The 26499-nt window shown below is 73.1% G+C and carries 20 protein-coding genes; 10 read left to right on the forward strand and 10 right to left on the reverse strand.

From position 1 onward, the window contains the following. Positions 1 to 45: 45 nt before the first annotated feature. Both UK12_RS16585 and UK12_RS16590 read right to left on the reverse strand, forming a co-directional pair. A complete protein-coding gene (locus tag UK12_RS16585) occupies positions 46 to 867 on the reverse strand; it encodes an SDR family NAD(P)-dependent oxidoreductase (protein ID WP_045303756.1) in 822 nt (273 codons plus the stop codon). A 123-nt stretch (positions 868 to 990) separates the two neighbouring features. Further along, on the reverse strand, positions 991 to 1893 hold the full coding sequence (locus UK12_RS16590; protein WP_045303757.1) for a helix-turn-helix transcriptional regulator: 903 nt from the start codon (positions 1891 to 1893) through the stop codon (positions 991 to 993). A 306-nt stretch (positions 1894 to 2199) separates the two neighbouring features. Here UK12_RS16590 and UK12_RS16595 point away from each other — a divergent pair, with 306 nt between their 5' ends. Continuing rightward, a complete protein-coding gene (locus tag UK12_RS16595; protein ID WP_197084918.1) occupies positions 2200 to 3663 on the forward strand; it encodes an MFS transporter in 1464 nt (487 codons plus the stop codon). 65 nt (positions 3664 to 3728) lie between these two features. On the opposite strand, the gene UK12_RS16600 is transcribed toward UK12_RS16595, so the two are convergent. Together UK12_RS16600 and UK12_RS16605 are read right to left on the reverse strand one after the other, a co-directional pair. Beyond that, positions 3729 to 5573 (reverse strand): DUF4082 domain-containing protein, encoded by a 1845-nt coding sequence (locus UK12_RS16600; protein ID WP_045303758.1) that lies wholly within the window; start codon positions 5571 to 5573, stop codon positions 3729 to 3731. A gap of 25 nt (positions 5574 to 5598) precedes the next feature. Continuing rightward, entirely contained in the window at positions 5599 to 6858 is a 1260-nt protein-coding gene (locus tag UK12_RS16605; RefSeq protein ID WP_052681935.1) for a glycosyltransferase, read from the reverse strand. A gap of 476 nt (positions 6859 to 7334) precedes the next feature. Here UK12_RS16605 and UK12_RS16610 point away from each other — a divergent pair, with 476 nt between their 5' ends. Next, complete coding sequence (locus tag UK12_RS16610) at positions 7335 to 10844, forward strand: S8 family serine peptidase (RefSeq protein ID WP_231591247.1); 3510 nt, start codon at positions 7335 to 7337, stop codon at positions 10842 to 10844. Between the two features lie 206 nt (positions 10845 to 11050). Here the strand turns inward: UK12_RS16610 and UK12_RS16615 are convergent, their stop codons facing one another. The 5 genes from UK12_RS16615 to UK12_RS16635 all read right to left on the reverse strand — a co-directional run bounded on the left by UK12_RS16615 (position 11051) and on the right by UK12_RS16635 (position 15789). Beyond that, positions 11051 to 11584, reverse strand: a complete 534-nt coding sequence (locus UK12_RS16615; protein WP_045303759.1) for a flavoprotein — start codon at positions 11582 to 11584, stop codon at positions 11051 to 11053. A 210-nt stretch (positions 11585 to 11794) separates the two neighbouring features. Further along, the gene (locus tag UK12_RS16620) at positions 11795 to 13186 is read right to left on the reverse strand and encodes an ABC transporter substrate-binding protein (protein ID WP_045303760.1); all 1392 of its coding nucleotides are present in this window, start codon (positions 13184 to 13186) and stop codon (positions 11795 to 11797) included. A gap of 40 nt (positions 13187 to 13226) precedes the next feature. Beyond that, positions 13227 to 14105: a carbohydrate ABC transporter permease gene (locus UK12_RS16625; RefSeq protein WP_197084919.1), complete on the reverse strand. Its 879-nt coding sequence runs from the start codon at positions 14103 to 14105 to the stop codon at positions 13227 to 13229. Beyond that, on the reverse strand, positions 14102 to 15004 hold the full coding sequence (locus tag UK12_RS16630; protein WP_045303761.1) for a carbohydrate ABC transporter permease: 903 nt from the start codon (positions 15002 to 15004) through the stop codon (positions 14102 to 14104). Before UK12_RS16630 ends, UK12_RS16625 begins: the two co-directional genes overlap by 4 nt. Before the next feature lie 383 nt (positions 15005 to 15387). Then, positions 15388 to 15789: an ALF repeat-containing protein gene (locus tag UK12_RS16635; RefSeq protein ID WP_045303762.1), complete on the reverse strand. Its 402-nt coding sequence runs from the start codon at positions 15787 to 15789 to the stop codon at positions 15388 to 15390. 337 nt (positions 15790 to 16126) lie between these two features. On the opposite strand from UK12_RS16635, the gene UK12_RS16640 reads away from it, so the two are divergent. The 8 genes from UK12_RS16640 to UK12_RS16675 all read left to right on the forward strand — a co-directional run bounded on the left by UK12_RS16640 (position 16127) and on the right by UK12_RS16675 (position 24773). Continuing rightward, the gene (locus UK12_RS16640) at positions 16127 to 17206 is read left to right on the forward strand and encodes a hypothetical protein (protein WP_045303763.1); all 1080 of its coding nucleotides are present in this window, start codon (positions 16127 to 16129) and stop codon (positions 17204 to 17206) included. 209 nt (positions 17207 to 17415) lie between these two features. Beyond that, positions 17416 to 18264: a sensor histidine kinase gene (locus UK12_RS16645; RefSeq protein WP_231591248.1), complete on the forward strand. Its 849-nt coding sequence runs from the start codon at positions 17416 to 17418 to the stop codon at positions 18262 to 18264. A 167-nt stretch (positions 18265 to 18431) separates the two neighbouring features. Beyond that, positions 18432 to 19088: a response regulator transcription factor gene (locus UK12_RS16650; RefSeq protein ID WP_045303779.1), complete on the forward strand. Its 657-nt coding sequence runs from the start codon at positions 18432 to 18434 to the stop codon at positions 19086 to 19088. Positions 19089 to 19199: 111 nt separating this feature from the next. Then, positions 19200 to 20126, forward strand: a complete 927-nt coding sequence (ccmA, locus tag UK12_RS16655) for a heme ABC exporter ATP-binding protein CcmA (protein ID WP_052681937.1) — start codon at positions 19200 to 19202, stop codon at positions 20124 to 20126. Then, positions 20113 to 20946 (forward strand): hypothetical protein, encoded by an 834-nt coding sequence (locus UK12_RS16660; protein ID WP_045303764.1) that lies wholly within the window; start codon positions 20113 to 20115, stop codon positions 20944 to 20946. The genes ccmA and UK12_RS16660 overlap by 14 nt, the downstream gene beginning before the upstream one ends. Before the next feature lie 23 nt (positions 20947 to 20969). Then, positions 20970 to 21275, forward strand: coding sequence for a hypothetical protein (locus UK12_RS16665; RefSeq protein ID WP_045303765.1), 306 nt, complete (start codon positions 20970 to 20972; stop codon positions 21273 to 21275). Positions 21276 to 21585: 310 nt separating this feature from the next. Beyond that, positions 21586 to 22497 (forward strand): YwqG family protein, encoded by a 912-nt coding sequence (locus UK12_RS16670; protein WP_082119679.1) that lies wholly within the window; start codon positions 21586 to 21588, stop codon positions 22495 to 22497. Positions 22498 to 22604: 107 nt separating this feature from the next. After that, positions 22605 to 24773 (forward strand): tetratricopeptide repeat protein, encoded by a 2169-nt coding sequence (locus UK12_RS16675; protein WP_231591249.1) that lies wholly within the window; start codon positions 22605 to 22607, stop codon positions 24771 to 24773. On the opposite strand, the gene UK12_RS41335 is transcribed toward UK12_RS16675, so the two are convergent. Further along, a partial coding sequence (locus tag UK12_RS41335; protein WP_197084921.1) for a hypothetical protein occupies positions 24761 to 26499 on the reverse strand: 1739 nt, incomplete at its 5' end. The genes UK12_RS16675 and UK12_RS41335 overlap by 13 nt on opposite strands.

Below are 26499 nucleotides of genomic sequence, written 5' to 3' on the forward strand. Positions count from 1 at the left end.
GGGGGTCGTGGAGTACGGGACCCGGCTCGGGGGCGCTCCGGGTGGCTAGCCTGCGGGTGACGTGCGTGGTTCCAGCTGGAAGTCGAATGCGACGGTGCCCGGGTCGACGGCCGTCACGCCGCCGTCGACCGTGAGCACCGCTCCGTTGACGAAGGATGCGGCGGGCGAGAGCAGCCAGGCGATGGCCTCGGCGACCTCGTGCGGCTCGCCGGGGCGGCCGGCGGGAATGAGCCGGGTCGCCGCCTCGTACGCCGCCTCGGTGTTGCCCTCTCCCAGGCCCGCCTCGTCGGCGAAGCGGGCCATCCGCCGGTCGGCCATGTCGGTCCGCACCCAGCTGGGGCAGACGGTGTTGGCGCGCAGTCCGTGCCGGCCGTAGTCGACGGCCAGTGAGCGGCAGAGCTGGAGCAGGGCGGCCTTGGACGTCGCGTATGCGGCGTTGCCAGCCCCGTTGCGCAGCGCGGACACCGAGGCGACCGCGACCACCGAGCCGCGTGCCTCCAACAGGTGCGGGAGGGCGGCCCGTTGGAGCAGGAAGGGGCCGGTGAGGTTGGTCCGCAGCACGGTGTCCCAGTCCTCGATGGACAGGTCGCCGACGGCTCCGCTGCGCCCGGTGCCCGCGTTGAGTACGAGTCCGTCCAGCCGTCCGTACACAGCCACGGTCGCCTCCACCAGCCCGCGCACGGCGTCGGGGTCGCCGATGTCGGCGGGGTGGGCGAGTGCTCCGGTCTCCTCGGCGAGGCGGTGCAGTGGCTCGGGCCGGCGCCCGGAGACGACCACGTGGTGTCCGGTGGTGCGCAGCAGTCGGGCGGTTGCGGCGCCGATGCCGGTCCCCCCGCCGGTGACGATGACAACTTGCTGGTCCGCCATGGCCGTTCAGCCTCCGAAGTGGTCGCCTGCAGTCCGGACGATCATACGCATACGTTCCGCCGTCGGACGAGCCGGTCGGCGGGCGGGGCGGACAGGTGGGGCGGACAGCTGGGGCCGCAGGCGTCAGCCCGCCCCGGATCCTCCTACGGCGCGGGCGGAGGAGGCCGTGCTCGGGGCGGTGAGGCTGCCGAGGAGGTTCAGTGCCTCCTCGGCCGGACTTCCGGGCGGCGCCGTGTAGATGACGAGGAGCAGGTGCGCGGCCCCAGGGGCCTGGAAGGTCTCGTAGTGGAGGGTCACGTCCCCGACCGAGGGGTGCCGGAAGCGCTTGGGCCCCTGGGTCTTCTCGTGCACGTGGTGGCCGGCCCACAGTGTGCGGAAGGCCGGGCTGCCCAGCGACAGTTCGCCGACCAGGCGGACGAGTTCCGGATCGTGCGGTCGCCGTCCGGCGGCCATCCGCAGCATGCCCACCGTGGTGCGGGCGGCCTCGTCCCAGTCCTGGTGGACCTCGGGGGCGTGCGGGTCCAGGAAGATCCGCCGCGCCATGTTCCGTTCCCGGGGCGGCAGGTTCGGGAAGTCGGCCATCAGCGCGGCGGCCAGCCGGTTCCAGGCCAGGACGTCGGTGCGGTCGTTCATGATCACGGCCGGGGTCGTCGGGATGGCCTCCACCACCCGGCGCAGCCCCGAGCGCACACTCCCGCCCCGGCCGCCGCCGACCCCGGCGGTTCCGGCGGACCGGCGGGGCGGCCGGGCCAGGTCGTACAGGTGCGCACGTTCGGCGGACCCCAGTCGCAGCGCCCGGCCCAGGGCGTTGAGCACCTCGTCGGAGGGCCGGTCGGCCCGGCCCTGCTCCAGGCGCACGTAGTAGTCGGTGCTGAGCCCGACCAGCTCGGCGACCTCCTCCCGGCGCAGGCCGGGCACCCGTCGGCGCCCGGTCGGGGGAAGTCCGACCTCGGCGGGGGACACCAGGGCTCGCCTGGTCCGCAGGTAGTCGCCGAGGCTGCCGGCGATCATGTTCTGGTCGGCCATGCGTCCCAGTATGGAGACCGGTGGCCCGGGTGCGGCGGGCCGAGGGTGGCCCTGTCGTTCCCAGGGAACCGGGGCCCCTTCATCCGGCCGCCGCGCCCGCGAAGGATCGAGGGCATGTCCACTCCCTCCACTCCCTCCGCTCCCTCCACTCCCTCCGCTCCCTCCACTCCCTCCACTCCCTCCGCTCCCTCCACTCCCTCCGCTCCCTCCACTCCCTCCGCTCCCTCCACTCCCTCCGCTCTCGACGGCTCCCGACGTCCGGAGGCGTCCGCCGCGCCGTCCCCGGCTCGCTACCAGGACGGCGACGTGACGGGCTTTCGGCTCACCGTCGCCGCGGTCGCGTCGGCCGGTGCGATGCTGCCGTTCTCCGTCACCGGGGCCGCGGTGGCGCTGCCCAGCATGGCGGCGCACCTCGGCTCCTCGGTGGGCGCCGCCCAGTGGATGCTCAACGCCTTCAACGTCACCTTCTCCGCCCTGCCGCTGGCGGCCGGCGGCCTGGCCGACCGGTTCGGCCGGAGACGGATCCTGCTGATCGGCGTCGCGCTGGTCGGCACCATGTCCCTGCTGGTCGCGCTGGCTCCCTCGATGGCCCTGGTCGACGCGGCGCGGGCGGTCCAGGGATGCGGGGCCGCGGCCGTCCTGGCCTCGGGTGCGGCCGTGCTGGCCCAGGCCACCTCGGGGCGGCGTCGGCAACTGGCCTTCGGGATCCTCGGTGCGTCCTTCGGCTCCGGCCTGGCGGTCGGCCCGCTGGTCGCCGGGGCACTGGTCGAGGAGGCCGGCTGGCGTTCGGTGTTCCTCCTGGTCGCGGCCATGTCCGGGCTCGCCTGGCTGTGTGCCACCCGGGCGCCGGAGTCCCGCAACCCCGCCCGGCCCGCTCTCGACCTGCTCGGGCTGTCCACCTTCACCGCCGGACTCGCCTGCCTGTCCTTCGCGTTCGTCCGGGCCGCCGACGCCGGGTGGACCGCACCGAGCACGCTGCTACTCCTGGTCGCCGCGCCGGCCCTGGTCGTCCTCTTCGCGGCGGTGGAGATCCGGCTGGCCGACCGGGCGATGTTCGACGTCCGGCTGTTCCGGCGGCCCGAGTTCCTCGCCGTGGTCTGCCAGCCCTTCACGGTCACACTGGGCTTCGTGATCCTGCTGATCTACCTGCCCTGCTACCTCCAGGGGGTCGGCGACCGCACCACCTCGGCCAGCGGTCTGCTCCTGCTGCCGCTGACGGCACCCGTGCTGGTGCTGCCGCTGATCGCCGGCCGACTCGCCGCGCGCACCTCCGTGCGGACCGTCCTGACCGGTGCCTCCGCCCTGATCGCGGTGGGTGCGCTGCTGCTGACGACCCTGCGCGGCGACGGATCGTGGCCGGCCCTCGCGTTGCCGCTGCTGCCTTTCGGCGCCGGCGTGGGCCTCGCCTTCGGGGTCATGGACAACGCGGCCGTCAGCACCGTCCCGGTGGAGAACGCCGGAGCCGCCGCCGGGATCTTCAACACGATGCGCATCACCGGCGAGTCCGTCGCGACCGCCGGGGCCGCCGCCCTGCTCACCACACTCACCGCAGCCCGCCTGCAGCACAGCGGCCTGCCCGCCGACACCGCCACCCGGATCGCCGGGCAGGCCGTCCAGGGCCAGGCGGCCGGAGCGCACCACGCCGCCCTGGCGGCCGGACTCACCGGCGCCTTCCACACCCTCGGCGTCGCCCTCGCGGCGCTGTCCGCCCTGGGTGCCGTCCTCACCCACCTCGCCCTCGCACCCCGTCGCGGCCACGTACCCCGGTGAGCGCCGACGGCCGCCACCACCCGACCCCGACGCGGAGGTTCACCGGCCGCCGGGGCCGTACGCGGCTAGCCGCCCAGGGTGTAGACGTGCGGCTGGTAGGCGTCGAAGTGGTCGGTGAAGGTGCCGTCGGTGGCGGTGAGGGTGCGGCCGTCGTCGGTGCGGAGCTTTCCGGTCCAGTGGTCGGGGAGGGTGAAGGTGGCCGTGGCGGGGCCGCCGTCGGGGAGTTCGGGGGTGTCGGTGGCCACGGCGAGGACGGCGGTGCGGCCGCCGGCCGTACGGAGGGTGGCGGTGACGGGCGCGCCCTGGGTGGCGACCCCGACCAGGACCGGCGGGGCGTTCCAGTACCGGGCGTACGACTGGGCGTCCGCGTTCACCCTCCTCAGCGCGGCCGCCGAGGCGGCGTCCCGCAGGCACGCGTCCACCTGCTGCCCCTGCGCGGCGAAGGAGTGGCAGAACCAGCTCAGCCCGGTCGCCCCGTTGACCAGCGCGGCCCAGGCCGCGGCCCGAACCTGGGCGGGGGAGGCCGCTTTGGCACCCGACGGGGTGAGCGAGGCGCCCTGCATCTGCACCGGCGTCTCCAGGAACACCCAGACCGGTTCGCCCGGAGCCAGCTTCCGGGCCCGCGCCGCGGTCGCCGCGTAGACCCGGACTCCCTTGCTGCGAGCGGGCGATGACGGGTCGGTGAGGCCGTAGAAGTCGACCGAGACGATGTCGGCCGAGGCGGTGTAGGCCGCGAAGTCGGTCGGGCAGCCGGGACTTCGGGCGCCGCCCGCCACGCCGCTGCCGAAGTTCACCAGTACCGGCCGGGTGGCGTCCTGCCTGCGCAGGCTGGCGGCGAAGCCGCCGAGTTTCTCGGGCGGCATGCAACCCGCCCCCGTCGCGGTGCCGTTGGGGACGTTCATGTCCGGTTCGTCCGCCAGCTGGTACCCGGCCAGTGTGCCCCCGCCCAGCTGGGCGGCCCGGGCGGCCAGCGGCAGGTCGGCGGTGTTGCAGGCCCAGGCGGCGGCGCCGGCCGGGCCGCCCGGGGTCGGGTCGCAGGCCTGGCCCCCGGCGACGACCGCCAGCCCGGCGGCGGCGGCAGCCGCCAGCTGTCCGTGGTCCTCCTTGGGCCAGTCCCAGAGCCCCACCAGCGTGTTGACCCCGAGCGCGGCGAAGGCGTGGGCCTCGTCGGACCCGTTCAGCGGGGTGGTCGGGTCCTGCATCCACACCCCCACGGGCAGCTTCGCCGGGTCCTTCCACCGTGCGGTCGCAGGCCACTTGGACCAGTACCCGGGGGTGAAGGCGTCCGGGACGTGCGAGGCCGACTCGGTGGGGGAGAAGGACACGTCGACGTAGTAGTCGGTGTTCTCGTGCGACTGTGCGGGGAAGGCCAGCGTGCCGCCCCCGGCGAAGCCGCCGCCGACCGCCGTCAGCGGGCCCGAGCCGATGGTGACCGGCCCGCCGTCGAAGGCGTTCGGCGCGGCCGCGTAGTGCCCGGCCGGCGCCAGGTACCCGGCGGTGTACGTGGCGCCCGGTACGATCCGCACCGGCTGGGCGAACTTCGCCTGCTGCCAGCCGACTTCGGACTCGCCCGCGAAGGCGGCCTGGGCCAGCTGCCGCCCCTGGGCGTCCCAGAGCGCGCCGACGTGGGTACCCGTGTTGCCGGGGCCCTTGTAGAAGCGGACACCGGCCACCAGGCCGGGGAGCGTCGAGGTGAAGCGGACCCCGAGGGTGGTGGGGGCCGGGTCCGCGAAGGAGGTGTCGGCCGGTTCGGCGGCACCGAACATCGTGGTGCTCGGACCGACCGGCGCGCCGGGGCTCGGCGGTGCGGGGGCGGGCTTGGAGCCGCCGTCGGTGCAGGCCGGGAGAGTGCTCAGAACCAGGCCCAGCAGCGTCGCCAGGACGGCCCGGGACCGCGGGCGGGTGTGCACGCTGATCTCCTCGCTCGGTGTGCGATCAGCCGGCCGTCGGTGCCTGGGCCTCCGCCGTCGGTACCTGGGACTTCGCCGGCGGTGCCGGGGTGCCCGCCGTCGGCGTTCGGTCGTCCGCCGCCGGCCCCTGCGCGCGGGTCTTCGGCCCCTCGACCAGGTCGAGCAGCTCGCCCGCCCGCGCCGCCCAGGAGTCCGCCGCCACGGCGGCCCGGCGGCGCTGCGCCGCCGCAGCCGCATCGACACCGTGGGCCGAAGCCGAAGCCGAAGCCGAAGCCGAAGCCGAAGCCGAAGCCGAAGCCGAAGCCGCCAGCGCCGCCCCGACCGCCTCGCCGAACTCCTCCGCCGTCCCGGCCACCGCGATCTGCTCGCGGTAGCGCCGCACCTCGGGGAAGTCGGTGCTCACCACCGGCAGGCCCAGGGCCAGGTACTCCTTGAGTTTGATCGGGTTGCAGTGCCGCACCCAGTCGTTGTCCAGCCACGGCATCAGCGCGACGTCGAACCCCCGTCCGTAGGAGGGGATTTCGGCGTACGGTCGGAAGCCGAGGTGGTGCACGTTCGGCAGTCCGGTCAGTGCGCCGAGGTCGGCGGTGGTGTCGCCGATCAGGACCAGCTGGGCGTCCGGGTGCTCCTTGGCGACCCGGGCGAGCAGGTCGAAGTCGACCACGAAGTCGTCCAGCGCGCCGAAGAACCCGATCCTGGGCCGCGCGATCGCCGCCAGATCGGCGGGTTCCGGACTCCCCTCGGCGGCGAAGTGCTCCAGGTCCACGCCGTGGTCGAGGAACACCGCCCGGTCGCCCGTGAGTTCGCGCTCGGCGGCCATCAACTCGCCGCTGACGTAGAGCACATGGTCGGCGGTGGCCATCAGCCGCCGCTCCAGGACCTCCACCGACGCCGTGTCGGCCTCGGGGAACGCCGAGTGCCGGTCCGAGCGGTTGTAGACCAGGGTGCGGTGCGGCAGGTGCTCGACCACGTCGGCGGCGGTCGGGATGGTCGCCACGCACACGTCCGTGGACATCCGCAGGCTGCGCGCCGCCAGCCGCACCTGCAGTGCGATCAGCCGGGCGTTCAGCGCGCGGGCCGTCCGGCTCCCGTAGAACGGCAGCAGCACCGGGGTCATCACCGCGAAGCCGGGCAGGCCCGGCACCGGGCGCTGCACCTTGCGGGCCATGCTCCGGGCCTTGCGCAGGATCCGCCGCAGCGGCTGCGAACTCCGGCCGGGCAGCGGCATCCGCATCGCGATGCTGTTGACGAAGAGCACCGGACGCTGCTCCGCCAGTTTCAGCATCAACTGGACGTCGGAGTGCGCCCGATTGTGGTACCACCAGTCCTGTGCCGCAAAGCACACGTACCCTGCGCGCCCGCCAGAAGCCACGCCCCAACCCCCCACGATCGGAATCCCGCTCTCAGCCCCCGCGGCCAGGCTAGCCGAACCGGCCCGCCCCGGTGGGCGGAGTGGCTTTCCTGCCGTCTGGTCCGTTTTTGTCGTTCCGTCAGATGGTTCAACCGGGCGATGGCCGCCGCCAAATTTTTGCGGCGGCGCAGTCCGTTCCGACACGCCGGGCCCGAACTGCGGACTTGACCGGCCCTTGGGCATGCCCGCGCGGCACCCGCCCGCTGGTATGCCCGCGAACCCCCTTGTCCCGGGGTCCGTCCATGCGCTGGAATGCGGGCCTGTCGGGACGGGTGTTCCAGAATCGTGCATGCGTCCGACCTCGTACGTATGCTCTGAACACGGTTCCTGACATCGCATCAGATGAAGGGATGTTCATGATCCGTCGGCACAAGCCGCAGGTGGCAGCGGTCACCCTTACCGCCGCCTCCATGGTGCTGGCTTTCGGGGCCACCGCCTGGAGCTCGCCACTGCCCTCCTCGTCCGGGACCGTCGCAGCCGCCGACAGCGGCGCTCCGGCCCCGGTGATCGTGATTCTCAAGGACCAGCTGCCGAGCGCGCCGGCCGACTCCGGACACCTGACCGAGCGCAAGCAGCAGGCCGCCTCCGCACAGGCGCCGCTGCTGGCCAAGGTCAAGGCCGAGGGCGGCAGCGACATCAAGAGCTTCGTGGTCGGCAACGCCTTCTCGGCGACCGTGAGCCCGGCGCTGCGGGCGGCGCTCGCGGCGAACCCGGCGGTCGCCTCGGTGGTCGACGACCAGAAGGTCACGGTCGCCCCGCCGAGCCCGGTCACGCCGGCCGAGGCCAAGGGCGCCGCGGGAGCCAAGAGCCCCAAGGCCCCCAAGACCTCGGCCGCCCCGAACGCCGCCGCCTCCGGCAAGGCCGCGGGCGGCGCGGCGGACCTCGGCGCGATCTGCCCGAGCGACCCGTCCAAGCCGCTGCTGGAGCCCGAGGCGCTGTACTCCACCCATGTGGAGGGCACCAAGGACGCGCCGGGCGCGCACGAGATCGCGGACGGGAAGGGCGTCAAGGTCGCGTACATCGCCGACGGCCTCGACCCTGACCACCCGGACTTCATCCGGCCGGACGGCTCGCACGCCGTGGTCGACCACCAGGACTTCTCCGGCGAGGGCTGGGACGCGCCGAGCGGCGCGGCCGAGGCCTTCGGCGACGCCTCGGCGATGATCGCCCAGGGGCGGCAGAGCTACGACCTGTCGAAGTTCGTCCACCCGAGCCACCCGCTGCCGGCCGGCTGCAACATCCGGATCCAGGGCATGTCACCGGGCGCCTCGCTGGTCGCGCTGAAGGCCGGCGGCGAGACCTTCCCGAACTCCGCGATCCTGCAGTCGATCGACTACGCGGTCTCGGTGGCGCACGTCGACGTGCTGAACGAGTCGTTCGGCAGCAACGTGACGCCGGACAGCAGCGCCCACGACACCGTCTCGCTCTTCAACGACCAGGCCGTCGCGGCCGGGGTGACGGTCACGGTGTCCAGCGGCGACGCGGGCATCAACGGCACCATCGGCTCCCCGTCGACCGACTCCAAGGTGATCTCGGTCGGCGCGTCCACCGACAACCAGTCCTACCTGCAGACCGGTTACGCCGCCGCGCAGTTCTCCAACGGCACCTGGTCCAACGACCGGATCTCCGCGCTCTCCTCGGGCGGCATCACCCAGGGCGGCCGGACGGTGGACCTGGTGGCCCCGGGTGAGTCGGACTGGGCCCTGTGCGGACCCGACACCGACAAGTACACCGAGTGCAGCGACTACAACGGCGCCGGCACCTCGATCCAGTCCTTCGGCGGGACCAGCCAGTCCGCGCCGCTGACCGCCGGAGCGGCGGCCGACGTGATCCAGGCGTACCGGGACGCCCACCGGGGTGCCTCCCCGACGCCCGCCCTGGTCAAGGCATTCCTGACCGGTACCGCCAACGACCTCGGCCTGCCCGCCCAGGAGCAGGGCGCCGGTCTGCTGAACGTCCGCGCCGCCGTCGAGGCCGCCCGCGGCTACCACAGCCCGGACGGCGCCAAGGGCAGCTCCACGGTCGCCGTCACCACCGGCCAGATCGACCTGACCGGCCGTGCGGGCTCGACCCACACCGCCAACGTCGACGTGGTCAACACCAGCAGCAGCCCGCAGACCGTCAGCGCGGCCACCCGGACGTTCGCCCCGCTGTCCGCCACGCAGCGGACCGTGCCGCTGAACTCCGCCACCGACCCGACCTTCAGCTACGCCACCAACGGCGCCACCTGGGTGCACCACGACGTCACCTTCACCGTCCCGTCCGGCGCCGACCGGCTGGCGGCGTCGATAGCGTGGCCCGGTGCGGCGCAGAAGTCCGGCAGCAACACGGTCACCCCGGTGGTCCGGATGACGTTGCTCGACCCGTCCGGACGGCTGGAGACCAACACCCGTCCGCAGGGCGGCCCGGTCTCGCCCAACTTCGGCATCGTGGACGTTCCGCACCCGGTCGCCGGGGAGTGGAAGGCGATCCTCTACACCCCCGCCGGCAGCAACGGCTTCACCGGCAACGTCCAGCTGGACACCGCATTCCAGCGGGCGGTCCCGGCCGGTGGCGTGAGCCCGCAGGTCACCACGCTGGCGCCGGGGCAGAGCAAGACCCTGCACGTCCAGCTGACCACACCCACCACCAGCGGTGACGACTCCCAGTCCGTCACCGTCTCCAGCTCGAACGGCCGCACCACCAGCGTGCCGGTCATCCTGCGCAGCCTGGTCGACCTGAACGGCACCTCGGGCAGCTTCACCGGCACCATCACCGGTGGCAACGCCCGCAGCTACTCGCCCGCGCAGAGCTTCACCTACGCGTTCGACGTCCCGAAGGGCCACCGAGACCTGCGGGTCGGCCTGACCCTCGGCGGGGACCCGAACGTGCTGGTCCAGGGCGTTCTGATCAGCCCGAACGGTACCCCGATCGACGTCGAGAGCAATGCGCTGCTCGACGCGAACGGGACGCTGACCGGCAAGGCCGCCGGCCTGTCGGTGACCACCCTCGACCCGGCCGCCGGCCGCTGGCGGTTCGCCCTGGTGGTCGTCAACCCGGTCAGCGGGTCCGAGCTCAGCCAGCCGTTCACCGGCACCATCGGCCTCGACCAGAACCGCGCGAGTGCCGCCAGGCTGCCCAACGACGCCAGGACCAAGCTGGCCGCGGGCAAGCCCGGCACGGTGACGGTCTCCTACACCAACAACACGGCCGCCACCCAGGTGGTCCAGGCCGACGGCCGGCTGAACCGGAAGACCGACCTGCCGCTGGTGCCGCAGATCGCCTCCGGGACGGTCGCGCTGCCACTCACCCCGACCTCCCAGGTTCCCGGCTTCCTGATCCCGCCGGGCACCGACCGGCTGACCGCGGTGGCCGCCTCGACCGTCGCCGCGCAGCTGGAGATCAGCGCACCGACCGGTTCGCCCGACCTGTTCGGCGATCTGAAGAAGGCCCAGAACGGCTCGACCATCTCGGTCGCCCGGAGCGTGGGCACGGCCGCCCAGCCGATAGTCCCGGGCTTCTGGAGCAGCTACGTCCAGCAGATCGGGCCGTTCCCGAACTCCGGCGCCCCGGCCGGCAGTTCCACCATCACCGCGACCGCGCACACCCTGGCGTTCGACCCGGCGATCAGCTCCAGCACCGGTGACCCGTACGCCCTCGCGGTGAACGCGAACGCCCCGGCGACCGCTCCGGTCACCGTCAAGCCGGGCGCCACCGGCACCATCCAGGTCACCGTCACCCCGACCGCGCCCGAGGGCAGCACCGTCTCGGGTGTCCTGTACCTGGTCACCGCCCCGACCACGGTGGCCACCGCCAACAACTCGGTCGCCACCACCGGTTCGGTCCTGGCGGCGCTCCCGTACAGCTACACCGTCAACTGACGCACCAGCACCGCTCGGCACCGAGGCTGCCCCCGACCCGGGGGCAGCCTCGGCTGCGTGCGGCTGTGCGGTACCGCCCCCGAATCATGATCCCGCCCGGAGTACGGGAGGCGAATCCCGGGTGGCCGAACGCCGTGTTCGCGAAGGACACCGTGGTCACCCCGTCGACCTTCCGTCACGGCCGGGCGTCCGGGCCGCCCGGGAGCTCACGGTCGTGGCCGCCCGTGCAGCACCGGGCGGAGCAGGTCCAGGACGCAGGTCCAGTGGTAGTCCCCGTCGGCGTGGTCCGGATCGAAGTCCCCGATCAGCACGCCCATCGAGCGCAGCCGGGCCAGGCTCTCCCGGTACGCGGGGTGGACCGCCTGGGCGGCGCCGAGGAACGGCTGGACGGCGGTGGGGACCCCGAGCCCGTACGCCTCGCAGAGGATGCCGAGGGCGAGGGTGTCCGAGATGCCGGCCGCCCACTTGTTGACGGTGTTGAAGGTGGCGGGCACGACCGCGATGGCGTCGGGCGGCGGCAGCGGCTTCGGCTCGCCGGGCAGGCGCCAGGCGGACCGGACGGGGTAGCCGGTCTGCGTCTCGACGGCCGCCCGGTCGATGAACCCGAGTGCCTGGGGGGTGGCCACCACGCCGACCTCCCAACCCTCGTGCTGCGCTGCGGAGATGAGCGCGCCGACGCCGCTCGCGATGCCCGAGGCACAGACGACGACGTAGAGGAAGGGCTGCTGCTGCTCGGTCAAACCTGGACTCCCAACTCCGGCCGGGGGGCCGGAACATCGGCGTTCCGCCCGGCGGACCCGGACGCTTCGCGGACCGCGACCCGCGCTCGTGCCCTCGCCCGGTCCGTCCGTCCGGTCCGCCCGCCCAGTCTGCCCGGTCGTCGCGGAGCCCGGGCCCGCGGGTTCCTGCTGCGCAAGGTCGGGGCCCGGGCCCGGGGTGGCGGGTTCCGGTCAGCCGACCGAGGAGTTGTAGCTGTCGATGGCGGGCTGGAGGTCCTTCGCGGCGTCGCTGAGCGCCTGCTGGGCGGTCTTGGCGCCGCTGACGGTCTGCTCGATGGCGGTCTCGACGTTCTTGCGGGCCTGGGGCATCACACCGAGCAGGCAGCCGGCGGTGGCGGGGGTGGGCTTGGTGGCGTGCAGTTCGTCGATGGCGGTCTGGAACTGGGGGTACTTGGCCAGCCACTCCTTGTCCTTGGGGTCGTCCAGGGCCTTGCGGTTGACCGGGAAGTAGCCGGTGCCGGTGTGCCAGGCGGCCTGCTGGGCAGGCTCGGACAGGAACTTGACGAACTCCCAGGAGGCGCGCTGCTCGGCTGCCGAGTGCCCGGGGCCGTCGATCCACAGCGAGGCGCCGCCGATCGCGGGACCGCCCTGGCCGGCGTCGGTGAGCCGGGGGTAGGGGGCGGTGGCGACGGTGAACTTGGCGGCCTCGGTGTAGCCGCGCAGCACGCCGGTGGACTCCAGGTGCATCGCGACCTTCCCGGCCTTGAAGGCGGCCTGGGCGTCCGCCGGTACCCGGCCGGTGTTGGCCGCGTACCCGCCCTTGACCAGGTCGGCCCACCACTGGACGGCCTGCGCGCCCTGGGCGGAGTCGAAGAGCACCTTGCCGGCCTTCTGGGTCCGGCCGTTGTCCTGGTCGCAGTAGAGGGTGCCGGACTCGGCGATCAGCTCCTCCACGAACCAGCCGTAGACGGCCGCGCCGAAGCCGTACCGCACGGTCTGGCCGCTCGCGTCCTTCGTGGTCAGCTTCTTGGCCGCCTCACCGAGTTCGGCCAGGGTCCGAGGGGGCTTGGCCGGATCGAGACCGGCCTCCCGGAACGCGTCGGTGTTGAGGTAGAGCAGCGGCATCGAGGAGTTGAACGGCATCGAGGCGAGCTTGCCGCCGACCGTGTAGTAGTTGCGGATGTTGGGCTCGATGTCGTCCAGCGCGTACGAGTCCTTGTCCACGAACGCCTGGGCCGGGACGGTCTGCCTGGAGTCGATCATGAACCGGGTGCCGATGTCGTAGACCTGCACCAGCGAGGGCGTTGCCTTCTGCTGCACCGACGCCTTGTACTTGGCGATGACGTCGTCGTAGCTGCCCTGGAACAGCGGCTTGACCTCGATCTTCCCCTGGTGCGCCGCGTTGAAGGCGTTCACCAGCGAGGTCAGCGCGGTCGCGTTCTGGCCGGTCATCGCATGCCAGAAGGTGACGGTGGTGACGCCCTGCGCCTGGTCCAGGGCCTGCGGTCCGGGCGCGGTACCGTCCGCCGCCGACCCGGAGCCGGAGGAGGAGGAACTGCAGGCGGTGAGGGCGAGGCCGGCCGCGGCCAGGGCGGCGGCCAGTCTGAGACTCCACTTGCTCATGGGTGACTCCCTTTCGAACGGACGGGATCCGGGCGGAGGTTCAGCGGACGGCGCCGGCGGTCAGCCCGCGGACGATGAAGCGCTGGCCGAACACCACCAGCGCGAGGGTCGGCAGCAGCGAGAGGACGACCCCGGCGAGGATCAGCCCGGGGTCCGCCCGTTCGGCGTCCCGCAGGCTGGCCAGCCCGATCTGCAGGGTCTGCATCTGGGCGGTCCGGGTGATGATCAGTGGCCAGAAGTACTGGTTCCAGGCGGAGAGGAAGACGTAGATCGCGATCGCCGCGAGCGAGGGCTTGTTCAGCGGGACCAGGATCCGCCACAGGAACCGCCAGTGCCCGGCACCGTCGATCCGTGCGGCGTCCCGCAGTTCGGCCGGGAACTGCCGGAACGACTGCCGCAGCATGAACGTCCCGAAGCCCGAGGCCAGGAACGGCAGGATCAGCCCGAAGTACGTGTTGCCGAGCCCCCACCCCGACAGCGTCAGGTAGTTGGGGATGATCACGGCCTCCCACGGCACCATCAGCGTCGCCAGGAAGACCGCGAAGACCGCCGCCCGCCACCGCAGCGGCAGGAAGACGAAGGCGTAGGCGGCCAGGATCGAGGTGAGCAGCTGCGCCAGCGTGATCGCCGTGGCGGTGACGGCCGAGTTGAGGTACTGCCGCCCGAGCGGGATCGCCTGGACGGCGCCGGTGAAGTTCCGTCCGGTGACCGAGTGCGGCAGCAGGGCCGGCGGGTAGGAGGACAGTTCGGACGGCCCCATGACGGCCCCGGCGAACGCGTAGTACACCGGGAAGGCGACGGTGACCACGGCCGCGCCCAGCAGCGCGTACACGGCCAGGCGGCCGAACAACTCCCTGACCCGGAAGGTGCTTTCGCGCACCGTGCGGGTTTCGGCGAGGGCATACCGGGTGGCGCTCACGCGTAGTGCACCTTCCGCTCCAGGACACCGAACTGGACGCCCGCACAGGCGAGTACGACCATTAGCAGCACCACCGCCTGGGCGCTCGCGGTGCCGAAGTCGCTCGACCCGTACGCGAAGGCCTTCTCGTAGACCGAGTAGACGAGGGTGCGGGTCGCGCCGTCCGGGCCGCCCTGGGTGAGGATGTGGATCTGGCCGAAGCTCTGCAGGGCGTTGATGGTGGAGACCACGACCAGGAAGAACAGGTGCGGACCGAGCAGCGGGACGGTGATGCTGCGGGCCAGCCGCCAGCCCGCCGCGCCGTCCAACCTGGCCGCCTCGACGGTCTCCTGGGGTATCGAGCCGACCCCGGCGGAGAGCACCAGCACGTTGTAGCCGAGGTTCATCCACACCGTCGCGGCGCAGACCGACAGCAGCGCGTACCGCTGGTCGGTGAGCCAGCCCACCGGACCGGCGCCGAACTGGGACAGCAGGCCGTTCAGCACCCCGATGGCGGGGTTGAAGAAGACCGAGAACACCACCGAGGCACTGGCCACCGAGAACGCGAACGGCAGCGCGAACGCGGACCGCAGCCAGCGCACACCCCGCACCCGGCTCTCCAGCAGCAGCACCAGGCCGAGCGCGCCGAAAACCCCCGGCCCCACGGTCAGCAGTACGAACAGCAGCGTGGTGACCAGCGTCTTGTGGAACTCGGCGGAGGCCAGCAGGTCGGTGTAGTGCCGCATCCCGACATACCGGGACGGCGCGCCGAACAGGTCGTTGCCGTGGGTGCTCAGATACACCGTGCGGCCCAGCGGATAGCCGATGAACAGCGCGAAGACCGCCAGCGACGGCAGCAGGAAGGCCCAGGCGAGCGTGCGTTCACCCCAGTCGCGCCTGCCGCGCCCGCCTTTCGGCAACGGTCCGGGCGTAGGTCCGGGCATAGGGCGTCCACCTCTCCTTGCAGTGCGCTCGGCCGAAACCGTGTCGCGCTCGAACGGCGCGGCGGCCACTGCGGGATGGCCGCCGGGTGGCGTCCGATTTACGTGTTCGCATCAGACCCAGCCGACCCCGATCCCTACCCAGCGAAACGCACCCCACCACTCCACTTCCGCCGCACGCCCCCGGGAGTTCGGGCGCGTTCGCCGGCGACGAAAGGGGGCGAGCCGCAGGAGTGCGCCCGGAATGGGCGCCGGGACGAAGACGCTCACGGGGCGGGACGGGTCTCCTCGGCCGTACGGTCGCGGTCGAGGCGCCGGCCCGGGGGACACCTCCGGCCGTCCGGCCCGGCGGCTGCGCCCGATCAGCCGCGCGGGCGGCCGAGGGGCGGAGGGCTGAGCGAGTGACCCCGGCCTGCGCGGGCGGGCCGGGCCCGCGCAGGCGATCGGTCGGGCAGCTCCTCCACATCCGCGGCGGTGCCGTTCAGCGCCCTCTGGCCGGCCTCCGTGACGCCCCGGCCCGCGCCGTCGAGCATCTGGAGCACCCTGACCCGGTTGTCCTCGGCGACCACGGTCTGCTGCCCGGTACCGAGGAAGGCCGCGACGTCCGCGTCCGAGCCCGCCAGTGCCTTCGCCGCGGCCGCCCTGGTCGCCCGGCCGCCGTCGTTCCACAGGGCGAACGCCCTGGCGCGATCGGTGGTGGACACTCCGACGGCCCGCGTCCCGCCGTTGACGGGCGCCGCCACCGCCACCGAGGTGCTTGCCATCTCGGCGAGGACGGCGAGGAGCGTGGCCCCTGCGACAGTTGAACGCGCCTGTGCCGAACGCGCCTGCGTCGAGCCGGCCGGCGCCCCCGTGCGGCCCGACGTTCCCTGCTTGGTCGTGATCCCCCCGGATTCCGTCTTCCGTGTGCTGCAACTCGTCTGTGGTCGCAGTCTGTATGCCTACAGGACGATATGACGACGGAACATGCGGAATCCAGGCCGTACCAGGCGTGATGAAAGTCAAGGAAGCATCAATGTTCGGCCAACTCCGGTCAATCGGCGTCGATCCGGAGTCTCCGCGTCACCCTGCGCCGTCGGACCCCTGCGGGAGGATGGCGGTATGACGATCACTCCGCAGTTGGTGGCGAAGTACCCGCTCCCGAGCCGGGAGCACGCGTCGACGTCCGTCGACCTCTCCGGACCGCTGCCCCGCCTGTGGGTCAGGACCGCCGAGTCGCTGCGCCTCCACGAGCTGGGCGAACGGGCGGTACTGGGCGCCGAGTTCCCGCTCCCGCCAGCCGCCCGGAGCGTGCGGGAGTGGGTGGCGCCCGATCTGTCGTGCGCGGTCTTCGCGGTCGACGGAGTGTATGTCGCGGTCGGCCGGGACGGCACACGGCTGTGGGAGCAGCCGTACGGGGGCTGGGCGGTGGAGCAGTGGGGCTATGTCGACTTCTCGACTCTCGGCGCCCGCCCGGGAGACTCCGGCGGGGAGCTGCGGATCTGGCTGCGGCTCCCCTCGGGACTGCCCGACAGCACCCTGATCCTCACCCTGGACGCCGAAGGGACGGTCCTGGCGCGGAACATGATCCCCTGCGGCGGCTACGAACGGTTCGTCAGCCTGCACTGGAGAGCGGACGGCGAGCCCGTCGGCGTGCGGGTCTCGGGCGGCCTCCACGGCCCCACGGATCACCACGCCCGGTGGGAGTCCGGCCGCATCGTCCTGGGCCGGCCGATGACCGGTCCGGGCGAACGGCTCCAGCGCGAACGCGATCTCCTGGACACCGACCCGCAGTCCGCCCTGTGCATGACCCGGGACCGCCGCGGACGGGACGTCAGCTGGCACCGCCTCCCGTCGTACGAGCGCACCGCCGTGCTGAGCCTGGCCGACTTCCCGGCGCCCGGTACCGGCGACTGCTCGGTCCACGACGCCCCGTGGATATCCGGGTGGGGCGGGTTCGTGGACGCCGGGACGGCGATGGTGACCCTGCACAACTCCTTTGACGAGGCCCGGGTGCTGAGGTTCGGCGAGGACGTCTGGGAGGAGCACAGCCACTGGCTCGCCGACCCGGTCACCGGCACCCTGCACGGCCGGATCGAGTACCCGATGCGGGACGTCGACAGCGTGACACCGCTCGGGGACGGCACCTGGATGACCACCGAGTGGGACGCCCTCCACCGCTGGCGTGCCCCGCGGTCATGACGCACCGGCCGGGCGGGCTCCGGAGAACCGGCCCGGTGTGGAATCGCCCTGGCGTGGAATCACCCGCTCCATGCCCTTCCGCCCGGTACGCCCGGTGCCTCGGGGCCAGGTCATCCCGGGGATGTAGCAGGCTGGACCCGGGGGAGGATGCGGAAGGCGGGCCGCGCCTGCCAGAGTGTCCCCTCGTGTGGATATCCGGGACGGGCTGGTTGGTCGTCATTTCGGCGGCGGCATGGCCGGTCGCCGGGTGGCTGGGTGCGGCGTTGCTGCGGGCCAGGCGCCTGCACCGCAAGGCACTGGAGGAGCGCGGCTGGCTGCTCGAACGGGAGCGCGAGAGCGCGGCCCGGAGCGCCGTCGACGCCGAGCGGGCCAGGATCGCCCAGGAGCTGCACGACATCGTCAGCCACAACGTGAGTGTGATGGTGATCCAGACCGGTGCCGCCCGCGAGGTCCTGGACACGATGCCCGACGAGGCCGCCGCCGCGTTGCAGGCCGTCGAGGGCGCCGGACGGGACGCGATGACCGAGCTCCGGCACCTGCTCGGCCTGCTCGCACCGGCGCAGGACGGCGTGGACGAGGCCGACCTGTCTCCGCAGCCGGGCCTGGACCGGCTGAGCGCGCTGGTCGACCGGATCGCGTTCGCCGGCCTGCCGGTGGAGGTGCGGATCTCCGGGGAGCCCCGGCCGCTCCCGCCCGGTATCGATCTGACCGCGTACCGGATCGTCCAGGAGGCACTGACCAATGCGCTCAAGCACGGTGACGGAGTGAAGGCCGAGGTGACGGTGCGGTACGCGGACCACTACCTGCGGGTCGAGGTGCTGAACAGCGGGCCGAGCGTGCTGTCCGGTGACCGGCCGGACGGCAGGCCCGGTGACCGGCCCGCGCCCGGGAAGCAGACCCGGCCGTTCCGGCCGTCCTCGGAGCGGAGCGACGGCGCCGGGCGCGGACTGCTCGGGCTCAGGGAGCGGGTCGCCGTCTACGGCGGCGATCTGGACGCCCGGCGGAGACTCGGCGGTGGGTACCGGGTCCGGGCACGCATACCCTTGGACCGGCCATGACGATTCCAGAACCGACCGCGACCGATGCGCGGCTGCCCGGGACCACCGCCGACCGTCAGCGCGCAGCGCTCGCATGGTCCGGTGCCGAGGGCGCCCCGGCCGACACCGAGCCCGCACCCCGTGTCCTCATCGCCGACGACCAGACCCTGGTCCGCACCGGCTTCCGCATGATCCTCACCGCACGCGGCATCGACGTGGTCGGCGAAGTCTCCGACGGAGCCGAGGCGGTGGCGGCGGCGCGGCTGCTCCGGCCGGACGTCATCCTGATGGACATCCGCATGCCCAACATGGACGGCCTGGAGGCCGCCCGGCAGGTCCTGGAGGAGAACCCGGACTGCCGGGTGATCATGCTGACCACCTTCGACCTCGACCGCTACGTCTACGCAGCCCTGGCCGTCGGGGCGAGCGGCTTCCTGCTGAAGGACGTCACCGCCGCGCACCTCGCCGCCGCCGTCCGCCTGGTCAACACCGGGGACGCCCTGCTGGCTCCGTCGATCACCCGGCGGCTGGTCGAGCGTTTCGCCACCGAGAAGCCCGGACCCGACGGCGGCGGAAACGGCCGCACCGGGGAGCAGCGGCCCGCCCGGGCCCCGGCCGTCCACCGCGACCTCACCGTACTGACGCCCCGGGAGCTCGAAGTCCTGACCCTCATGGGACGCGGCCGCTCCAACACCGAACTGGCCCGCGAACTGACCCTCAGCGAGGCCACCGTGAAGACCCATGTGGCCCGGATATTCGCCAAGCTCACCCTCCGTGACCGGGCCCAGGCGGTCGTCCTCGCCTACGAGACGGGACTCGTCTCGCCGGGCGACTCCGAGGCGTAGCGCTGCGCCCCGGCCCGGGGCCGGGGGCTGCCCGGTCCGGGCCGACGGAATTGTCGTTCTCTTTACCCACTTGATCAACTGACTCCCAATCAGGAGTGTTAGGTTGAAAACGTGTTCGAACTGGTCGTGGAAGGCGTCTGCGCGGGGTACCGGGGGAAGGCGGTCGTCCGGGACATCAGCCTGGAGTTCGGCGCGGGAGTCCACATCCTGCTCGGGCCGAACGGCTCGGGAAAGACGACGACCTTCCGGGTGCTGGCAGGGATCCTGAGCCCGATGCAGGGGCGGGTCCTGGTCGACGGCAGGAACGTGCACTCCGAGGTCGACGTCAAATCGGCGATCGGCCTGGCCACCCACCGGTCGGCGCTCGCGCCCAGGCTGAGCGTGGTCGACAACCTGCGCTACTGGGCGCGCATCCTGGGCCTGCCGCCGGGCCCGACGGAGCAGCGGATCGCCGAAGTGCTGGCGCTGCTCCGGCTGGAGAAGCTCGCCGACCAGCGGATCGGCAGCCTCAGCCGGGGCCAGGACCAACGGGTCGGCCTGGCCAAGGCGTTCCTCGGCCGCCCCCCGATCCTGCTCCTGGACGAGCCGATGGCCGGCCTCGACCCGACCGCGGCCGAGCAACTCGGCGACCACCTGCGAGCATTGGCCGACGACGGGCACACCGTCGTGGCCTCCACCCACGCCCTGGTCGAGGCACACCGGCTGGCCGACGACGTGACCGTCCTGCACGACGGCCGGATCGTCGGCCGCGGCGAACCGGCCGCGCTGCGCACCGCCCTGCTCGGCAGCGCCTACCGCCTGCAGATCCGCGGCTCGGACGATCTGCCGGCTGCCCTGGAACGGCTCGGCCACCGCTGCGAGCAGCAGCGGCAGGGCACGGTCGTGGTCGAGGTGGCCGACGAACAGGCCGCCCAGGCACTGGTGACACAGCTGGTGGGCGCGGGCGTCGGCGTGCACGAGGTGGTGCCCGTGCGGAATCCGCTGGAGGACGTCTACCGGCAGCTTCAGACGGAAGGTGCGAACGATGGCGCGGCGTAGTCTGCTGCCGGACCCGGCCCGCTCGCGCGTCCTGGCCGGTGCGCTGCTCTGGCGGATGCGCCGGGAGCGGCTGCGCAATCTGGCCACCGTCTTCCTCCCCTTCGTCCTGACTATCGCCTCCACCGTCGTCCTGCCGCTGGTCTCCGACGACCGGGGGGTCAACGGCGCGGCCGACAGCGCCCGGCTGGGCCTGCGGTACGGCGCCACCGGCGACACGATCGCCGCGGGGCTGCTGCTGGTCCTGGTTCCCGGCGTCCTCGCCATGCACGGCACGATCGGCGCGGGCCTTGCCGTCCGGAACGTGATCGGCGCCGAGGCCGGGGTCGGCGCGCTCGAGGCGATGCTCGCCGCGCCCTACAACCCCGCCGACATCGCGGGTGGACTGCTCGGCTACGTCCTCGTCGTCACCACCGGCCAGTGGATGGTGATGAGCGCGATCGGCGCGGCGGCCATGGCCATCGCCACCCGGCTCCACCACGACAGCCTCGCGCCGACCGGCGGCTACCTGGCGCTGGCCCTCGGGCTGCCGCTGCTGGCGTCCTGGGCGGGCGCCGCCCTCGCCCTGCTGCTCAACCTGCTCTTCCCGAGGCTGGCCCAGCCGGGCCAGGGCGGCCTGGCCGGCAACGGCGGCGGACTGGTGACCGTCGTCGCCCTGCTGCCCGGGTTCGGCGTCCTGCTGGCCCTGGCGCTCGGCCTGACCGAACTCGGGCCGGTCAGGCTGCTGTTGATCGCGGGCGGTGCCACCGTCCTGATCACCGTGGGCAGTCTGGCGGGAATCGCCCGGGGATTCCGGCCGGAATCGGTACTCGGCTCGTCCTGATGAGGAATTCCAAGGATTCGACAATGGTCAGACTGCTGGTCGACATACGGCCATTCCCCGGCATGCTGCTCTTCCACCGCGCCTTCACCAGGCCACTGGTGGACATCGACGGTGTCGAGACCGAGGCACGCTGGGGCGGCGTCACGCAGCTCCCGGTCGAGCCCGGGCTGCACGACCTGGCGGTGTACTTCCGCTACCGCTTCCAGAAGAAGGCTCGACTGGCCACCGGGCGTGCCGAGTTGAACGCCGACGGCACGATGCCGGAGCTCCCGGTGAAGGCGCGGCTCGGCCCGTTCAACCACAGCCACTTCCGGGTCACTCTCGGCTGAGCCCGCCCGGCGGTACGCGCCGCCGCTGTGGTGGCCGACTCCAGCTCCCGAGCCCATGGCAGGACGGTTCGACCGGCAGCCGGACAGCCTGCCCGGATGCCCTCGGTCCACCTGCGACACTCGGTCCGCGCGGTCCTCCTCGACGAGGACGGCCGCATCCTGCTCTGCCGCCTGGCCGTGCCGAAACCGGCCGGGACCATCGTGTGGGCGGCTCCCGGCGGCGGCGCTCGGCCTGCAGCCGCGCGGGAGGGCCTCCTCAACGGTCGGCTTCCGAAACGGCGCTGTCAGAGGTGTGCCGCATGATCGGAGCATGACCTTCGCTCAGCCCGCCACCACCAAGCAGCCTGTGATCAACTCTCAGCCCGCGACCGCCTGGGACGCCGAACTGACCGCCGTCGCCCGCCGGCACCTTTCGGCCGAGAGCGCCGAGAGGTGGGCGGCCCTGCTCCGGCCCTGTGCCCGCCTCTCGGCCCTGACCGCCGGTACGGCCGGAGCCGGCGCGGTGGTGGTCGGGCGGCTCGGGGGCGAGCCCGAGCTCCCGCCGGGCGCCGAGTGGCCCGTCTGGGAGGGGAACGGACCGCTGTCGTTCGTCGCCTCGGTCGACTGCGCCGCGCTGCCCACGGGCGAGTTGGACATCCCGATGCCCTCGGACGGCACCCTGCTCTTCTTCTACTTCGACGGCCAACTGGACGACGGCGAGGCCCTCGTCCTGGTCGGCGACCACGACAGCCGGCCCGGCGCCCGGGTCCGCTACGTCCCCGCCGGGGCGGAGACCGTCGTCCACCCCACCCCCGACGGCCTGACCGCCTACCCCGAGGTGCGCCTCGGCGCCGAGCTCGCCGCCTCCGACCCCGGCCCCTGGCACCCCGCCACGGCCGACGCGCTCGGCCCCGATCCCGACGAGGATGTGCAAGAACGGTTCTCCGACGCGGTGGAACTCGCCTGGGGCGGTCCGTACCACCGGATCGGCGGCCACCCGGCCCCGATCCAGAACCCGGTGGAGTACGAGGTCGCCCACGCCGTGCTCGACGGCCGGGCGCCGTGGCACACGCCCGAGCTGCGGGCCGAGGCCGAACGCTGGATCCTGCTCGCCCAGATCGACAGCGACCCCGACGCCGACATGATGTGGGGAGACGCCGGCGCACTGTACTGGCTGATCCGGCCCGAGGACCTGGCCGCGAAGCGCTTCGACCGAGCGGTCTTCACCTGGCAGTGCGGCTGACACCGCATCAACACAGCTGCCGACTCGCTCCGGCCGATCGCCGACACCGCTGGAGAGTTCGTCTCCGGTCGACCGTCAGCAGGGCGCTCTGCCCGTAGAGTTGGGGTGTGGCGGAGGAGACGTGCAACAGCGTAGGCGGACACGCGCAGGTGGGATCGCTCGTGCAGGCCGGGACGGTCGGCCAGCTGCACCAGCACGTGTACTCGGCGGCCGTGCAGCCCCCGGTGCCCTATCAGATCCCGCCGGAGACCGCGCACTTCGAGGGGCGGACGGCCGAACAGGCCCGCGTCCTGCTGGCGACCGGGGCCCGGACGGGGCCGGGCACCCCGACGGTCGTGCTGCTCAACGGCCTGGCGGGTATCGGCAAGACGGAGCTCGGGTTCCGGATCGCCCGCAGGCTCGGGGACGGCCACGAGGACGGGGTGCTCTACGTCGACCTCGACGACCTTCGGCGCGACGGCGTGGTGGAGATCGCGGACGCGCTGGGTGACCTGCTGCGGTCGCTCGGCGTCGGCCCGGAGTGGCTGGAGCGTTCCCTCGCCGGGCGGACCAGGCAGTACTGGACGCAGACCCGGGACAAGCACCTGGTCGTGGTGGTCGACAACGCCCGCTACGGCGCCGAGGTCGTCCCCCTGCTGCCGACCTCCGCGGCGAGCGTGGTGATCGTGACCAGCCACGGGCAACTGTACGACCTGGAGCGGGTCCTGACGCTGGAGGTGGCGCTGGAACCGCTCGCGACCGAGGACGCCACCAGGCTGCTGCGGCGCATCGTCGGCGCACCGCGCACCAGCGCCGAACCGGAAGCCGTGGCAGAGCTGGCACGCCGGTGCGCCGGGCTGCCGGCCGCACTCCAGGTCGCGGGCCGGTGGGCCGTCAGATACCGGCACCGCAGTCTGTCGCGCCTGGTCACCGAGCTCACCGCCGAACTGAACGAGAAGGGCCTGCCCAAGGTCGAGGCGGTCTGGGATGCCGCCCACGCGGGGCTTGAGCCCACGGCCGCCCGGCTGTACCGGCTGCTGCCGCAGCACCCGGCCAGGTCCGTCACCCTGCCGGCCGCCTCGGCGCTGCTGGGGGAGGGCCCGCAACAGGCCGAGGAGGCCCTGGAGGAACTGGAGAGCGCGGGTCTGCTGGAGCACAGGCCCGAGGGATGGCGGATGCACGACCTGCTGCGCGGGCACGCCAACCGCTGCGCCCGCCGGACCGACCCGGACGGCACCGAGGCCGCCGCCGGGCGTCGCCGACTGGTGCGCTGGTACCGCCGCCAGGCACACCGGGCGGACGAGCTGGCGGCCGGAAGCCGGATGACCTTCGCGGAGCCGGTACCGCCCCTGCCGTACGCCCCGGACGTCGACTTCGCGGCCTTCACGGCCTTTACGTCCACGGACTCGCCGGACACCGGTCTGACGGACACCGGCTTGACGGACACCGGTCCGACAGACAAGGCGCGGGCGCTGCGCTGGATGGAGTCCGAGCGTCTCGCGCTGTACGGCTGCGTCCGGATCGCGTACGAGGACGGCCTGGACGGCGATGCCTGGGCCCTCTGCGAGCCGCTGTGGACCCACTTCCTCGACCACCCGCACTACGGCGATGTGGTGGACGCGTTCACCCGGGGCGTGGCCGCGGCCGTCCGGGAGGGGAGCAGCGTGCCGGCGATCGTCCGGATGCGGTGCCAGCTGGCCCGGCCGCTGTGGGAGCAGGAGCAGTACGAGCAGGCGGCGGCGGAGCTGCGACAGGCGCTGGGCGGGGCCGAGGCGCTGGGGGACTCGGAGCCGGAACGCAGACTGCGGGCGTCGGTGGCCGAGTTCCGTGGCAAGCTGCTGTCCGTCCAGGGTGACTGGGCCGCTGCCGCGGAGTACTTCGAGGCGGCACGCAGGCAGCACCTGGCGATCGAGAACGCCTACGGTGTGATGCTGCAGACCTACCTGCTCGGCCGAGCGGCGGCGGGTACGGGTGAACACGGCCGGGCTGTCGACCTGTTGGGGGAGGCGCACGCCATGGCCCGGGAGCAGAACCGTGCGCGGATGACCGCGCGCACCGGATTCGAGCTCGGGCGGGCGCTCCGGCGGGTCGGGCGCGCGGCGGAGGCGGTGCCGCTGTACCGGGCGGCGCTGGCGAGCGCCGAGCAGCGTGGCTCGGCTTTCGACCAGGTCCGGGTGCTGGAGGCGCTCGCCGATCTGGCGGAGGAGACCGGTGGGTCGGCCGAGGCGGCCGCGTACCGGGAGTCCGCGCGTGTCCTGCGCCAACGGTCGGGCGGCGCCACCGATCAGAGCTCGTAGGAGAGTTCGGCCTCGGTGGCCGGGGCTAGCACCACCCCGACGGCGCGTGCCCCCGTGTGACAGGACAGTGTCACGGGAGCCTGCCCGTCCGGGTTGGCGCCGAGCCAGGCGTGTACGGCGGAGAGCGCTGCGGCCGGGTCGGTCCGGACCACCCGGCCTTCTGCCCGCCAGGGTTCGATCCGGACCGTCAGCAGATCGCCGTCGCGGCGCCGTACCAGGCACGTCTCAGCGGAGAGGACCGCGGCGGCGGTCCGGCAGCCGGGGTGGTCCGCCAGCGCCCGGGCCGTCCACCCGGCGGCGGTCCAGGTCTCGGAGTGCGGGAAGGACGAGGGCGGCACGGCACGGCGGAAGAGCAGGCCGGCGCTCTGCCGCTGAGTGGCGCTCGCGCCGGGGTACTCGGCGGCGAGATGGTGTGCGGGGGCGTCGGATTGGGCGGGCAGGCGCTCGACGTCGACTCGGGTCCCCTCGACCCGTACCCGCACCGCGAAGGCCGCAGGTGTCCGGACGCCCGCGGTGGGTGCGGGCAGCGGGCGGGCGCGCACCGGAGTGGCCGGCGGTGCCAGCTCCAAGTGCCGGTACAGCTTCTCCCGGAGCCTGTTCAGTGCGTGGTCCGGCTCCGCGAAGGAGGGCTCGGCGAAGGCGTACTCGGCGAACCGCCGGGTGCCGCCCGAGCGGTCGGAGCGGAGGGCGGCCGCGGCTCCGGCCGGATCGGTGAGCCGGGGTACCTGGGCCAGCATCGCCGCCATGGGACTGCCGGCTATCAACTCCCCGCCGCCGTCGGTGATGCCGACGATGCGGCGGTCCAGGGCGGCCGCGTACAGGGCGGTGGAGCCGTGATCGGTGAGGACCGCGTCGCAGGCGACGAGCAGGGCGGCCCACTCCTCGAAGGGCGGCGCGAGCACCATACCCGCCTCCAGGGCCGGGGCGAGCTGCCGGGCGAGGTCGAGGCCGCCGACCTTGCTGTGCTCGTTGGGGTGCACGACGAGTGCCAACTGGTACCCGTCGTAGGGGAGATGGGCGGCCAGAGCGGCGGGCAGACCCGGCTGCCGGTGCAGCAGCGACTCCGGCCCCCAGGTCGAGGTGAGCACCACCAGTTCGCGGCCGCCGGTGCCCAGAGCGGTGCGGTAGCGCTCCCGGTGATCGACCGACGCAAGGATCCGGTCGAGCGTCGGATCGCCGACCACCGCCGCCCGCGCCGCGGCCGACGGGCAGTGAGCGGCCAGGCGGTCGACCTGATCGGGATGGGCGAGAGCGTGCAGAGCGGCCCACGGCCGGCCGTCCGCCAGCAGGTAGGCCGGGTCGAGCCCGGACGGCAGACCGGGTGAACCCTCTTCGCTGAGGGCCTTGTTGAATCCGGCGCCGTGCGGCAGGAGGACCCGGGGACCGCGCAGAGCGTGGAGCCGCCCCTTGGGACTGGCCGCCAGGATCAGATCGTGCGTGGACCGCACCGCCTCGTCCCAGCCGATGCACCGAGCACCGGACCGCTCCACGGCGGCAAGCGCCTCGACGCTGAACTCTGACCCCGGCACCAGGGTGAACCGGCTCAGGATCCGCTCGTCACCACCGAACACCGGCAGCACATCGAGGAGCCGGTACAGCGCCCCTGCCGACCGCACCGCGAACAGAACTGCCCGCTGCCCGCTGCCCGCTGCCCGCTGCCCGCTGCCCGCTGCCCGCTGCCCGCTGCCCGCTGCCCGCTGCCCGCTGCCCGCTGCCCGCTGCCCGC

Source organism: Saccharothrix sp. ST-888, assembly GCF_000955975.1.
Taxonomy (GTDB): domain Bacteria; phylum Actinomycetota; class Actinomycetes; order Streptomycetales; family Streptomycetaceae; genus Kitasatospora.